The sequence below is a fragment of the Mesorhizobium sp. L-2-11 genome, assembly GCF_016756595.1.
GTDB lineage: Bacteria > Pseudomonadota > Alphaproteobacteria > Rhizobiales > Rhizobiaceae > Mesorhizobium.
Map to the genome: position 1 here is coordinate 1039961 of NZ_AP023257.1, position 12756 is coordinate 1052716.

The window sequence follows — 12756 nt, forward strand, 5'->3', positions numbered from 1 at the left end:
AGCGTTCGAATGTTCGAATCGGCTGTCCGGGCAGTCACCCGGCGATTCGCCAGTCTTTGGCAGGTCACGTCCGCGCTTCACCTGGCCGTTCCCCACTGCCATTTCGGGCGGCGCCGTGGATAGAAATTCCCTGATGCAGGCAGCGGCGAGCGTGCCGTTGGAGGATCCCAAGCGGCGCGTCCTGAAGGACGTGTTCGGCTTCGACGATTTTCGTCCTGGCCAGGACGCCGTGACGGAGGCGCTGCTGGCCGGGCGTCATGTGCTGGCTGTCATGCCGACCGGCGCCGGCAAATCGCTCTGCTATCAGGTCCCGGCGCTGGTCCTGGGCGGCCTCACCATTGTCGTTTCACCGCTGGTGGCGCTGATGCAGGACCAGGTCGCCGCATTGCGTCTTGCCGGCGTGGCCGCCGATACGATCAATTCCTCGCTCGACCGCGATGCCAATGTCGCCGCCTGGCGCCGTGTTGCGGCGGGCCAGACGCGCCTGCTCTATCTTGCGCCGGAGCGGCTGATGACGGCGCGGATGCTCGAGGCGCTGGCCAGGCTCGATATCCGGCTGATCGCTGTCGACGAGGCGCATTGCATCTCCCAGTGGGGGCCGTCGTTCCGGCGCGAATATGAAGAGTTGTCGCGGCTGCGCGACATTTTCCCCGAAGTGCCGATCATTGCGCTGACGGCGACAGCGGACGAGGCGACGCGCACCGATATCGCCGCACAGCTGTTCGCCGGGCGCGTCGAAACCCTGGTGCTGGGTTTCGACCGGCCGAACATCAAGCTTGGCATCGAGCCCAAGCAGGACAGCAAGCGCCAATTGCTGGGCTTCGTGCAGCGTCATGCCGGCCGCAGCGGCATTGTCTATTGCCTGTCGCGCAAGAAGACGGAAGAGACGGCGGCGTTCCTCGAGAAGAACGGCGTGCGCGCCCTCGCCTATCATGCCGGCATGAGCAAGGACGCGCGTGAAGCGAATCAAAACGCATTCATGACCCTGTCGGGCGTGGTAATGGTGGCGACCATCGCCTTCGGCATGGGGATCGACAAGCCTGACGTTGCCTATGTTTTCCACACCGACCTGCCGGGCAGCCTCGAAGCGTATTATCAGGAAATCGGCCGCGCCGGCCGCGACGGGCGGGCCGCCGAGGCACATATGCTTTTCGGTCTCGGCGATATCCGCATGCGACGGCTTTTCATCGACGACGAGGACGCGCCGGCGGAGCACAAAAGACGCGCGCATGGCCGGCTCGATACGCTGATCGGTTATTGCGAAACGGCCCAGTGCCGTCGCCAGATCCTGCTTGGCTATTTCGGCGAGCATGCTGCGGCTTGCGGCAATTGCGACAACTGCCTTGACCAGACGCCGCATGAAGATGGCGAGGCGGAGGCGCGGATCGTCTTCGCAGCCATCGCGCAGACCGGCGAGCGCTTTGGTGCTGGCCATATCGTCGATGTTGTGCTCGGCCATGAAAGCGAGAAGGTCCTGGCCAGGAACCACCAAAGGCTTGCCAGCTTCGGGACCGGTGTGGCGCAAAAGAAGAATGTCTGGCAGTCGCTGATCCGCCAGCTCGTCGCGGCAGGGTTTCTGTCATTGGACCCAGGCGCCATGGCGGCCTCGCCATCGCCGAAAAGGGCCGTGAGCTGGCCCGTGGTCAAGGCACGTTCCGGTATCGCGTAGAGATGCGGAACCGCGCGGCGCGAGGCAAGACACGTCCCGATGCTGCCGCCGGCACGGAAGAGCTGGATACCGCGCTCTTGGCTGCGCTCAAGGCGGTTCGGCTGCGTCTCGCCTGGGAGCGCCAGGTGCCGGCCTTCGTCATCTTCTCCGATCGCACGCTGATCGATATGGCCGAACGCTGCCCGCGCGACCTCGACGCCTTCGCTGCAGTCAATGGCGTCGGCGCCGCAAAACTCAGGGAATTCGGCGAGATCTTCCTCGGCGCAATCGCCGCGCACCAGTCCGGGGTGCCGGTCTGAGACAGCCAAAGATCAAATCAGCGGTGCCGCAGCAGGTCAGTTTGCGAGACAGCATTTCTTCGCTTTCTTGCCGCTTCCACAGGGACATGGATCATTTCGTCCGACATGGCGCCAAGGGTTTGTGACCGGCGCTGTCAGGCTCGGCAGGTCGTCAAGCCAAGTTTGTTCCGGCAAGGGCGATTGCAAATCTTCCTTGCTAAAATACTCAAGGTGGCTGGTCCATTCCAGCGCTTCAATCACATCGTCGATATAGCCGAGACCGACGCGCTCGAATCGATCGATGTCGTTCGGGCGTTGCTCGGCGACCAGGAGATCGTCTTCGAAATCACTGCGGTCGATTATCCCTTCGGGGATGCGGCCGTCGTCCCATGCGCTGTAAACAAGCGACGCCAGATCGCGCAAACCAAGCCGGGCGATTGCCTCCAGCCAGGCGATCCAGGCGAAATTGTCGTCACCGGCCAGCCTCTCGGTGTGGAATCGCTCGAGAAAATCTCGCATTCGGTCACGCTCGATGCGGCCTTCCCAGGTCAGGAAGGTCGCTGCGCCCAAAACTGCGTCGCGGACGTATTCATCGACAGAGCGGTCGCTGACCAAGCTGAACAATGCGTCGGCGTCGCCATCAAATACGCCGGCGACGATACGCGCCATGCTCTCGGTCACCACGTCGCCGAGCAGGTCATCGAGCTCGCGTCCCGGCCGGCGCAGCAGGCGCAGCAACGGTCCGAACGTTCCAGTGTCGCGACCGCCGCCCAGAATGTAAATGCCTCGCAAGAGCCGCATCTCATCTTCCCGTGACAGATGCTCTCCTTCGGCCGCTCTTGTGAGGATCGCCCGCAGCGCGGGAGCGGATTCTTCAATCCTTGCGATGCAGTGAGCGATTGCGACGTCCGGAAATTGCCGGTCGTTTGCCAGGTCATGCAGTTGATCTTCGATCGGACCAAGATCGAAGCCGGGCCCGCCACGGCCAAGGACGGATTCCAGCTCTTGCTTCTTCATGGCATCCTCGCTGTCGTTCGTGCTTGGCAAATCTACGACAGACCGACTGCCTTTCAACAGTCCATCCGTCGCATGAACGGCAAATACCTGTGCAGAAGGTCTCAGACTCGCGGATCGCTTCGACAAAGCTCAGCCTCGGAACTGACTTGTGAGCCGAGGATCGGCTATGAAGCTGCTATGAGCGAATACCAATATTACGAGTTTCAGGCGGTCGACCGTCCGCTCAGTGAAGCTGATCGCCAGGTCTTGCGCGGTTTGTCTACGCGTCCCGTGCCGATGCGATCCGCGAGGCTCGCGAGCGCGAGCAAAGCGAGCGGCGGGAGGCCGAAAGGGAACGGCGGCAGGCGGAAGAGGCAAGCGCCCGCCGCGCCCGGCTCGATGCGATGATGCGGCGCGGCGAAACCGTGTGGGGCGAGGTGGAGACCGAAATCGAGCGCCGCAACGCTCCCGGCTACGATACGGCCGCGGGTCTTCTGCTCGACCTCAAGGCGATTGCCGAGGAGCGGCGGACGATTGGCGACTTCGACCGCCGGCTGCAGGCGACCCGCGAACGGCATAGCCGCAGGGGGCGGCTGCAGGCCCTCACGCCGGCGCCGCAATCAGCACCTGCTTCGTCTCGCCGCTGCGATCGCGGCCTCCTGCTGCTGCAAGCGCTCAATTTTCGCGCTCTGGCGGGCAGTCACGGTCGAGGCGACGCGCCGGGCTCCCCATAGCCAGTTCGGAATGTTGGTTTTCGCGACTTTGCCCCGGGTGATCGCTGTCGCCGACAACTCCTTGGCGACTTCACCCATGGCCACGTTGAGTTCGACGCAATTCATCCTGTCGTATTGCGCGGCATCAAAGGATGCATTGAAGGGCGATGCGCAACCTCCGACAAACACGAGGCTGCATATCAGGGCCGTGGCTGGCGAGATGGCTTTCATTTTATCAGCAGATTTGACGCCGGACGGGCGAATGAGGCATGTGAACCTCTACAACACTCTGCTCTGGGCGTCATTCCCCTATTCATCCTCGAAGAATTTCGAGAGAGCCGCTGCGGTCTGGTGAGGGTGCTCTTCTGGAAAGAAGTGCCCGCCCGGAACGGGACCTCCTTCAACTCTGTCGGCCCATTGCCGCCAAATAGCCAGCGGTCCGCCTTCCTCCGGGTACCAGGTCTCGAGGCCGCCTTGGCTACTCCACAGCGCCAGCAGCGGACACTTGATGCGACGACCGTTTGCCTGGTCCAGCGCGTCATGTTCACGATCGATCGTGGCAGCGGCCCGATATTCTTCGCAGATCGCATGAATATGAACGGGATCGCGAAGCGCCTTGACATAGGCCTCCCTGATCCTTTCGGAGAACATTTCTGCCGGCGATCCCCACTGCACAATTGCATTGTCGACGATGGCATCGGGCGCCGCGCCTATCAGTCGCTCCGGCAGCGGTTCCGGTTGCGCAAGAAGGCTCCAGGGCCAGAAGCCAAGGGCCAGTCTGGCGTCCGCCCTATCCCACGCGGCGGCGGTCGGGATGACGTCGAGGACCGCGACCCTGGATATCTCATCGGGGTGATCGAGCGCCAGGCGATAGGCAACCCGCCCGCCGCGATCGTGTCCGGCAACCATGAACTGCCCAAATCCCAACTGCTGCATGACTTGAGCCATGTCTCCGGCCATGGCGCGTTTGGCGTATGGGCCATGATCGGCAGAGGAGACCGGGCAGCCGCTTTGCCCATAGCCTCGAAGATCGGCGGCGACGACTGTGAAGCGGGGCGCCAAGGCCACGGCGATATCCCTCCACATCAGATGCGTTTCGGGAAAACCATGAAGAAGCAGCAGCGGCGGACCGGTTCCGCCGACCCTTGCGAAAATGGTCGTGTCGTCCAGTTGCAAACTGGTGGCCCTGAAACCTGCAAACACCGTTTTTCTCCTCGGTGTGCCTCAGGCGACAACGCGCAAGGTGGCAGAAGGATCACGGTCGGCTGCTTTGGCTGAATTTGTGGCGACCCTGGAATTCTCCTCAATTGCCAGGTACGGAAGCTGCGGCCACTGATATTTCGATCGGCGCACCCCATATAGCGCCAGAGTGTCGCTTGAGGATTTGTCATGATGATTTCGCGTTCGAGCCGGTTTGCCGTTTTGTTTGCAGGGTTGTTCCTGGCTTTTTCCATGGTAACGGCCGATTACGCCGAGGCGCGGCGTGGCGGCAGCTTCGGCAGCCGCGGCACGCGCACCTTCCAGTCGGTCCCGCCGACCAGGACGGCGCCACAGCCGGCCGCGCCGGTCGAGCGCTCGATGACGCCCAACACCACAACGAATAATGCGGCCCGCCAGACACCGGCTGCCCAACGACCAGGGATGTTCAGCGGCCTCGGCGGTTCGATGATGCGCGGCTTGCTGCTCGGCGGTCTGATCGGACTTCTTTTGGGCCAGGGGTTCGGCGGCCTGGCTGGCATGTTGGGCCTGCTGCTGCAAGGACTGCTGATCGGCGGCGCGATCATGCTGATCATCCGCTTTTTCCGGTCGCAATCGGCACGCAACCAGGCGCCTGCCATGGCCGGCGTTCCCCAGGGCATGGACAATTTTGGGCGAAACGCGGCAGCCCAGCGCGAGGCGGACAATGTCTCGTCTTTTCCCATTCCAGGCATCGGCTCCGGGTTTGGCCGGACGGCTCCAGCTAACGATCAAATTACGATGACGTCGGCCGATCTCGATACATTCCAGCAGCGGTTGACCGAAGTCCAGGAAGCATTCGGGCGTGAAGACCATGCTGGCCTGCGCCGGCTGGCGACCCCCGAGATGGTGTCTTACCTGTCCGAAGAACTTGCCGACAATGCCAAGAACGGCATCAGGAACGAGGTGTCGAACGTTAGCCTGCTGGAGGCCGATATTGCGGAGAGCTGGCGGGAAGATGATCGCGACTACGCGACGGCTGCCCTGCGCTACGAGTCTCTTGACGTGATGCGCGATCGCGCCAGCGGCAAGATCGTCGCCGGCGAAGCCGATCGGCCGACGGAAACCACCGAACTGTGGACCTTCACGCGCCAGAACGGCGGCGACTGGAAGCTGGCGGCTATACAGCAGCCCTGAAATGCGTCGCGGCTGACTGGATTCATGCGGCGCGCTTTAAGGTTGTCGTCGACTTTCGCTGCGTGGCTTCAGTGGCAAGGCCGTCAAAGCCCGCGGCAAGTTAACGGCCAGGAACGCGAGCAGATCGTTGACATTCTGCCGCGACACTCATGAATCCTTTGATCGCCAGAACTCGATTATACCCGGATAAATCGAAGGCAGACACAGAGACTTCATCCAGTCCACCGCTCGCCCTCCGGCGACAGGCTGTGAGCGGATGGCGCAGGTTTTCAGTCGGTGCGTTCGACGCGGACAGTGACGGGACCGGGACGATCAAAGATCGAGACATCGCCAGTGACCTGGCCGACCACAATGATGCCGGGCGCCGGGACGCGACCGCTCCGATAGTAGATCACGAAATGATCGGAGCTCCACAGTCCAAGCGTGCCGACAGAGAAGTCGCGCTGCCGCGCCAGCTCGGGCAAGGCGGAAGGCAGATTGCCGGTCTTTTCCTGGCGCAGATGATCGGACATCTCGATCGTGAGCGGCAGCATCTGCGCCAGAGATTTTGCGGCCTCGTTATCGGCGAGATCGGCCGTGACCTCGCCCCAATCCGAAGAAATGCGAATGCGTTCTTGAGCCATGGCAGATCCAACCGTTCCGAGTGCGATTACAGCGGCGCTCAGCAATAGGTTCAGCATGCCGTCGTGTCTCCCGATATGCTGATGGAGCCTGTTCCGTCCGGTACAGGCTCCATCGCGCCGCTCACGCGGCGAGGTGCTGGTTGAAGAAGCTGGCCAGCTTGTCGAACGGGATCAGGTCGACGCGATCGTAGAGGTCGACGTGCCCGGCGCCGGAAACCCAGACAAGCTCCTTCGGTTCGGCCGCTCGCTTGTAGGCATCCTCGCTGAACTCGCGCGAGTGGGCCTGATCGCCGGCGATGAACAGCATCGGGCGCGGCGAGATCGTCTCGATGTCGTTGAACGGGTAGAAATTCATGAACTTGACATTGCTGGTCAGCGTCGGATGCGTGGTGATCTGCGGGTTTGCGCTGGCGGGCGTGAATTCACCCCGCGGCGTGCGGTAGAAGTCATAGAATTCCCGTTGGATCGGATGGGTGTCGGCGGTCAGCTCATGCACCGTGCCGCTGGTATATTCGACCGCTCCGCCTTCAAACTCTGCCCAGCGCCGCTCGGCAGCTGCAGCAATGGTCTGCTTGCGCTGCTCGACGCTCAGCGAATGATTAAGCGCGTTGCGGTTGGCGGCCCCCATATCGTACATGCTGACGGTCGCGACGGCGCGCATCCGCGGGTCGATCTTGGCCGCGCTGATGACAAAACTGCCGCTGCCGCAGACGCCGATCGCGCCGATGCGGTTTCTGTCGACGAATTGCCGCGTGCCGAGGAAATCGACCGCGGCGCTGAACGCTTCGGCGTAGACGTCCGGCGAGACGATCTGGCGGGCCTCGCCCTCGCTTTCGCCCCAGAACGGCAGGTCGATGGACATGGCGACGAAGCCCTGTTCGGCCATCTTGGTGGCATAAAGATTTGCGCTCTGCTCCTTCACCGCACCCATCGGATGGCCGACGACGAGCGCCGGATGCCGCGCTTTGCGGTCGAGGTCGTTGGGAATGAACAGGTTGCCCGCGACGTTCATCTTGTATTGGCTTTTGAAGGCAATCTTTTCGAGCGTCACCTTATCGCTGGTGTAGAAGTTGTTGGCGCCGTTTGACATGTCTTGAGCCTTTGCGAAGGGGATGTTGAACAGCGACGCCGCACCGAGCGCGGCAACGCCGGCGCCGGTCAGCTTCAGCAGATCACGCCGGCCAACGTCGACACTGGACTGCGGTTGCGCCGTGCTCTCGATTTCGATCTGCTTGTTCATGCCTGTCTCCTTTGGACGTCCTGAACTGTCGCAGGCTTGCCGCTCATTCCTCGGCATGCGCGGCAGTGCTGCGAATGTCCAAATAGAATAGCGACGACGCCGCCGATCGATTAGGTGGCAAAATCCGCATGTCGTTATGAGGTAGATTCATCAATCGCAGTTAGCGGCAGGCCGGTCGCGAGAAGGTGAACAGGTTCACCACCCCCTGCTGCTGCATCTTCATGCACAGGAAGAAGGTCACCGTGCTCGCCAAGTTCGACGAAGCCCTCCTTCGCCAAGGCTTCGGAGGGCATCCTGCTAGGCGCAGAGAGGGAGTTGCCGGACTTGTTCTGCGATGCGCGCAGCGCGAAGCAGGATGGCGGAGAGGGAGGGATTCGAACCCCCGATGGGCTTGCACCCATGCCGCATTTCGAGTGCGGTGCATTCGACCACTCTGCCACCTCTCCGCGGTCATGGTCCGCCGTTGCCGGCGCGGCGCACTAGATAACGGCTGGGCGGACAGGTTACAAGGGCCAATCTTGCCCGCGATCCGGCTTCTTGTCGGGCTTGCCGCCCGGCTCTCTGTGTTGCCGCGCGCTTGGCCTGAGCACGTTCGCGGCTCGCCTGCGGCCAGCCTGCGGCCGTTTGCCTTGACTCGCGGCGAACCTTCGGCTAGTGACAGCGCGCAATCGGCGTGGAGGGTTCTTCCGCGCCGCTTGTTTTTTGAACCCGCAGACTGACAAAAAGACGGCCGAACCGCCTGAAGCGGTTCATCAAGGCCGACCGAACAGCGAAAGGCAAAAAATGTTCGCAGTCATCAAAACGGGCGGCAAGCAGTATCGCGTCGCCGCCAACGATCTTCTGAAGATCGAAAAAGTCGAAGGCCAGGTCGGCGACATCGTCGAGATCGGCCACGTGCTCGCGCATGGCGAGGGCGAGAATGTGACGTTCGGCGCACCGTTCGTCGACGGCGCGTTGGTTACCGCCGAAGTCGTCGAACAGGGCAAGAACCGCACCGTCATCGCTTTCAAGAAGCGCCGCCGGCAGAATTCGCGCCGCAAGATCGGCCATCGCCAGCTTCTGACCACCGTGCGGATCGCTGAGATCCTGCTGGGTGGCGCCAAGCCGACGAAGAAGGCCGCGGCCAAGGCCGAAGCGAAGACCGAGGCGAAGGCCGAAGTTGCTGCAAAGGCCGAAGGTGCTGCAAAGACTGGCGCGAAGGCTGAAGCCGCGCCTAAGACCGAAGCGAAGACCAAGGCAGATGCTGCGTCGAAGGAAACCGAGGCCAAGGCAACCGAAACCGCCGCGCCGCTGTTCAAGGCGCCGAAGGGCGAGCCGGACGATCTGACCGTGATCAAGGGCATCGGCCCGGTTGCGGCCGGCCAGTTGAACGAGCAGGGCATCACGACCTTCGCCCAGATAGCCAAGCTGTCGGACAAGGATATCGCCAGGATCGACGAGCATATGCCGTTCAGCACCGACCAGATCACGGACTGGCGCGAGCAGGCCCAAGAACTGGCGAAGAAGTAAAGCAGGCCGGCGCGATCGTCGCCGGTTCGGACTTGAAACGGAACGCGAACGCGTTCATAAGACCTTTTAAGCGCCTAGCGGCGCATCGGAGTTAGTTAGATGGCACACAAGAAAGCTGGCGGTTCGTCGCGCAACGGTCGCGACTCCCATTCCAAGCGGCTCGGCGTGAAAAAATTCGGCGGCGAAGCCGTGATTGCGGGCAATATCATTGTTCGTCAGCGCGGCACGACGTGGCATCCCGGCACCAATGTCGGCATTGGCACGGATCACACGCTGTTTGCGCTCGAAGCTGGCGCAGTCACCTTCAACAAAAAAGCCAATGGCCGAACCTACGTATCGGTGAACCCGATGACCAAGGCCGCGGAGTAGCCGGTTCCGCACGAGAACACCGGCACCCATCTCGGGAACCGGTGTCTGGCCAAGCCAGGAAATGGATCAGGGGAGATGGGTTTCCATCTCCCCTTTTTCTTGTGCCTGGAGGACTGACATGGTTGCCGAAGCGGAAGACACAGACGGTGAAAGTTACGCGATAGATTGTCCGGTCCTGGTGACCGAGCGGCTGGTCCTGCGAGCGCCGCGCGAAAGCGACATCGAGCAACTGGTGGCGCTCGCCGACAATCGCCATGTCGCCGAAATGCTGGCCCGCATGCCGCACCCCTATGGCGAGGCCGAGGCACGCGCCCTCTTGGCGATGACGGCATCGCGCCGGGCCGGCATTGCCTATGCCTTGACCTTGGCCGGGACCGAAACCTTCGTCGGCTGCGCCGGGCTCAACACCACCGATCGCGGGCTGGAGCTCGGCTACTGGATCGGCGAGCCCTATTGGAAGCGCGGCTATGCGACGGAGGCCGCGCATGCGCTGGTCGACCTCGCCTTCCAGAAGACGCCGATCCAGGTGCTGCATGCCTCGACGCGGGTCATCAATCCGGCCTCGCGCCGGGTGATCCACAAATGCGGCTTCCAATATGCCGGCCAGGGCATGCTGAACTCGATCGTTGCCGGTCAGGTGCCGGTCGAGCGCTACCGCCTCGACCGCAGGACCTGGACGAGCCTCAGGAACTGGGTGCATTTTTGAGGTGTGCCGATATTCAGGTGATGCCGGCCTGCGAATGGCGGTTTCCTGCGCTTGCCTACAGCGCCGCGCGCCCTGTTGGGCGCGCATAGGACGCTGTAGAACTTTGATTTTGCGCATGACCTTTCCGAAATCGATCTCGATTTCGGGGTCATGCGCGGGCTCACGTACTTAAGTACGCTCCGCTCCGGTTCTCGGAAACCGTCATTCTCGGCTCGGCCCAACCTGAATCTCGACACACCTCACCGCGCTTGTCAGGCCATCTCTACCCAGACCGGCAAGTGGTCCGAACCGACTGCTTGCCGGTCGACCCACAGGCGCTTCAGCGATCTGGCCAGCGATGCGCTGGTGAAGACATAGTCTATGCGCTTGTGGCGGCTGGTGTCGTCAGGCCGCTTGGGGTCGACCCAGGTGACGAGGTCGGCGCCTGCGGCGGCAAGGCGCAGGGCGGCATCGACGGCAAGATCCGCGGTCACCGGCATGCCGAATTCGTGATCCAGGTGGCCGACGAATTCGACATGTTCCGGCGATCCGGTCAGCATGTTGAAGTCGCCCATGACGACGAAGCCTTCGGGACAAGGCAGGTCCGGCAGGCCGACTTCGGCGACGCCCGACAGCGCGCCGCCCTCGATCGCATAGTTCAACAGGCGCCGGCGCAGAAACCGGATCTGGCTGGCGCGTTCGACCGGGTTGCGACGGTCGAGATGGGTGGAATAGAAGCGGATGAAACCAAGCGGCGTCTCGATCAGCGCCTCCAGCGCGCCGCGCTGGAAATTCATCACTTCGAAACTGCGGCTGCGCGGCAACAGGAGATTGCGCGACAGATGAACGGGGGTTTTCGACAGCACCATGTTGCCAAGCTGGAAAGTGGTGGTGATGGCGCGGCCGTTTTCCAGGCGCGAGCCGACATTGGCCTCGAAATTGCTGCCGTAGACGGCGAAATATTCGGGCAGCGCCTCGCCAAGCTCGGCCACCATGTCGCGGCCGCCATTGTTGGGGTTGTTGCGCGAGACCTCCTGCAGCGCGATCACGTCGGCGCCGCGCACGGCATCGGCGATGCGGCCGACATCGTAGCGTCCGTCAAGACCGACGCCGTAGTGGATGTTGTAGGTTACAAGCCTCATTGCGACTCCGGCGATGTTCAGACTGGGGCGATGTTGATAAACAGCCTCGCCCTTCGCCCCGCCTTGGTTTAGAGCAGTGCCGAACGTTAGAGCAATGCCGCAAGGCCACTAGCAGAAACTCGGCAATACGATGAAATTTCTCGATCAGGCCAAGGTCTATGTCCGCTCCGGCGACGGGGGCGCCGGAGCGGTGTCGTTCCGGCGCGAAAAGTTCATCGAGTTCGGCGGTCCCGACGGCGGCGACGGTGGCCGCGGCGGCGACGTCTGGGTGGAGGCGGTCGATGGGCTGAACACGCTGATCGATTATCGCTACCAGCAGCATTTCAAGGCCAAAACCGGCACGCACGGCATGGGCCGCAACATGACCGGCGCCAAGGGCGCCGACGTGACGCTGAAAGTGCCGGCGGGAACGCAGGTCTTTGCCGAGGACAACGAGACGCTGATCTGCGACCTGACCGTCGTCGGCCAACGCTTCCTGCTGGCCAAGGGCGGCAATGGCGGCTTTGGCAACCAGCATTTCAAGACCTCGACCAACCAGGCGCCGCGCCGCGCCAATCCGGGTCAGCCGGGCGAAGAGCTCAACATCTGGCTCCGGCTCAAGCTGATTGCCGACGCCGGCCTGGTCGGCCTGCCCAATGCTGGCAAGTCGACATTTCTGGCCGCCGTCACCGCAGCCAAGCCGAAGATCGCCGACTATCCCTTCACCACGCTGCATCCGGGCCTCGGTGTCGCCCGTATTGACGGGCGCGAGTTCGTCATCGCCGACGTTCCCGGCCTGATCGAAGGCGCGCATGAAGGCGTTGGCATCGGCGACCGTTTCCTTGGACATGTCGAGCGCACGCGCGTCCTCCTGCACCTCGTCTCGGCGCAGGAAGAAAACCCGGGGAAGGCCTACAAGACCGTGCGCGCCGAACTCGACGCCTATGGCCATGGGCTGGTCGAGAAGGTCGAGATCGTCGCACTTTCCCAGGTCGACACGCTCGATGCCGAGGCACGCAAGAACAAGGTTGCTTCGCTGAAACGCGCCGCCGGCCGCGCGCCGATGCTTTTGTCGGCGGTCACCGGCGAAGGCGTCGAGGCGGTTCTGCGGGCGCTGATGACGGTCGTGGCCGAGGCGCGCGAAGCCGTCGCCACGCCGGTCGAGACGCGCTGGAGATAG

Annotated in this window: 12 protein-coding genes, 1 tRNA gene and 1 pseudogene; 6 read left to right on the top strand and 8 right to left on the bottom strand. The window is 62.6% G+C overall.

Annotated features, from left to right (window positions below; all coding sequences use genetic code 11):
* Positions 1–133 precede the first annotated feature (133 nt).
* Positions 134–1968, top strand: a pseudogene (gene recQ, locus JG739_RS04910) (DNA helicase RecQ).
* Positions 1969–2004: 36 nt separating this feature from the next.
* On the opposite strand, the gene JG739_RS04915 reads toward recQ, so the two are convergent.
* The 4 genes from JG739_RS04915 to JG739_RS04930 all read right to left on the bottom strand — a co-directional run bounded on the left by JG739_RS04915 (position 2005) and on the right by JG739_RS04930 (position 4859).
* Entirely contained in the window at positions 2005–3090 is a 1086-nt protein-coding gene (locus JG739_RS04915) for a DUF1186 domain-containing protein (protein WP_202365504.1), read from the bottom strand.
* A 77-nt stretch (positions 3091–3167) separates the two neighbouring features.
* A complete protein-coding gene (locus JG739_RS04920; RefSeq protein WP_202365505.1) occupies positions 3168–3521 on the bottom strand; it encodes a hypothetical protein in 354 nt (117 codons plus the stop codon).
* A gap of 42 nt (positions 3522–3563) precedes the next feature.
* Positions 3564–3887 (bottom strand): hypothetical protein, encoded by a 324-nt coding sequence (locus JG739_RS04925; RefSeq protein WP_202365506.1) that lies wholly within the window; start codon positions 3885–3887, stop codon positions 3564–3566.
* A 78-nt stretch (positions 3888–3965) separates the two neighbouring features.
* Positions 3966–4859 (bottom strand): alpha/beta fold hydrolase, encoded by an 894-nt coding sequence (locus JG739_RS04930; protein ID WP_202365507.1) that lies wholly within the window; start codon positions 4857–4859, stop codon positions 3966–3968.
* A gap of 189 nt (positions 4860–5048) precedes the next feature.
* Between JG739_RS04930 and JG739_RS04935 the strand changes: the two genes are divergently transcribed.
* Positions 5049–6029, top strand: coding sequence for a Tim44 domain-containing protein (locus JG739_RS04935; RefSeq protein ID WP_202367342.1), 981 nt, complete (start codon positions 5049–5051; stop codon positions 6027–6029).
* A 269-nt stretch (positions 6030–6298) separates the two neighbouring features.
* On the opposite strand, the gene JG739_RS04940 is transcribed toward JG739_RS04935, so the two are convergent.
* The 3 genes from JG739_RS04940 to JG739_RS04950 form a co-directional block, all read right to left on the bottom strand.
* Complete coding sequence (locus JG739_RS04940; RefSeq protein WP_244749700.1) at positions 6299–6652, bottom strand: cyclophilin-like fold protein; 354 nt, start codon at positions 6650–6652, stop codon at positions 6299–6301.
* Between the two features lie 121 nt (positions 6653–6773).
* Positions 6774–7892 carry an alpha/beta hydrolase gene (locus JG739_RS04945; RefSeq protein WP_202365509.1) on the bottom strand — a complete coding sequence of 373 codons (1119 nt, stop codon included), beginning with the start codon at positions 7890–7892 and terminating at the stop codon, positions 6774–6776.
* 356 nt (positions 7893–8248) lie between these two features.
* Positions 8249–8338, bottom strand: a tRNA-Ser gene (locus JG739_RS04950).
* Positions 8339–8675: 337 nt separating this feature from the next.
* Between JG739_RS04950 and rplU the strand changes: the two genes are divergently transcribed.
* The 3 genes from rplU (at position 8676) to JG739_RS04965 (ending at position 10476) form a co-directional block, all read left to right on the top strand.
* Positions 8676–9401: a 50S ribosomal protein L21 gene (rplU, locus tag JG739_RS04955; protein ID WP_202365510.1), complete on the top strand. Its 726-nt coding sequence runs from the start codon at positions 8676–8678 to the stop codon at positions 9399–9401.
* Positions 9402–9500: 99 nt separating this feature from the next.
* Complete coding sequence (gene rpmA, locus JG739_RS04960; protein WP_202365511.1) at positions 9501–9770, top strand: 50S ribosomal protein L27; 270 nt, start codon at positions 9501–9503, stop codon at positions 9768–9770.
* Between the two features lie 118 nt (positions 9771–9888).
* Positions 9889–10476: a GNAT family N-acetyltransferase gene (locus JG739_RS04965; RefSeq protein ID WP_202365512.1), complete on the top strand. Its 588-nt coding sequence runs from the start codon at positions 9889–9891 to the stop codon at positions 10474–10476.
* Positions 10477–10727: 251 nt separating this feature from the next.
* Here JG739_RS04965 and JG739_RS04970 read toward each other — a convergent pair whose 3' ends face one another.
* The gene (locus JG739_RS04970) at positions 10728–11597 is read right to left on the bottom strand and encodes an endonuclease/exonuclease/phosphatase family protein (RefSeq protein WP_202365513.1); all 870 of its coding nucleotides are present in this window, start codon (positions 11595–11597) and stop codon (positions 10728–10730) included.
* 130 nt (positions 11598–11727) lie between these two features.
* On the opposite strand from JG739_RS04970, the gene obgE reads away from it, so the two are divergent.
* Positions 11728–12756 carry a GTPase ObgE gene (gene obgE, locus JG739_RS04975; protein WP_202365514.1) on the top strand — a complete coding sequence of 343 codons (1029 nt, stop codon included), beginning with the start codon at positions 11728–11730 and terminating at the stop codon, positions 12754–12756.

Coding starts and splice junctions, on each gene's coding strand:
- JG739_RS04945 (WP_202365509.1), bottom strand. CDS start 7,892: ATGAACAAGCAGATCGAAATCGAGAGCACGGCGCAACCGCAGTCCAGT.
- JG739_RS04925 (WP_202365506.1), bottom strand. CDS start 3,887: ATGAAAGCCATCTCGCCAGCCACGGCCCTGATATGCAGCCTCGTGTTT.
- JG739_RS04970 (WP_202365513.1), bottom strand. CDS start 11,597: ATGAGGCTTGTAACCTACAACATCCACTACGGCGTCGGTCTTGACGGA.
- JG739_RS04940 (WP_244749700.1), bottom strand. CDS start 6,652: ATGGCTCAAGAACGCATTCGCATTTCTTCGGATTGGGGCGAGGTCACG.
- JG739_RS04965 (WP_202365512.1), top strand. CDS start 9,889: ATGGTTGCCGAAGCGGAAGACACAGACGGTGAAAGTTACGCGATAGAT.
- JG739_RS04920 (WP_202365505.1), bottom strand. CDS start 3,521: ATGCCGTTCGCGGGTCGCCTGCAGCCGGCGGTCGAAGTCGCCAATCGT.
- rplU (WP_202365510.1), top strand. CDS start 8,676: ATGTTCGCAGTCATCAAAACGGGCGGCAAGCAGTATCGCGTCGCCGCC.
- rpmA (WP_202365511.1), top strand. CDS start 9,501: ATGGCACACAAGAAAGCTGGCGGTTCGTCGCGCAACGGTCGCGACTCC.
- obgE (WP_202365514.1), top strand. CDS start 11,728: ATGAAATTTCTCGATCAGGCCAAGGTCTATGTCCGCTCCGGCGACGGG.
- JG739_RS04935 (WP_202367342.1), top strand. CDS start 5,049: ATGATTTCGCGTTCGAGCCGGTTTGCCGTTTTGTTTGCAGGGTTGTTC.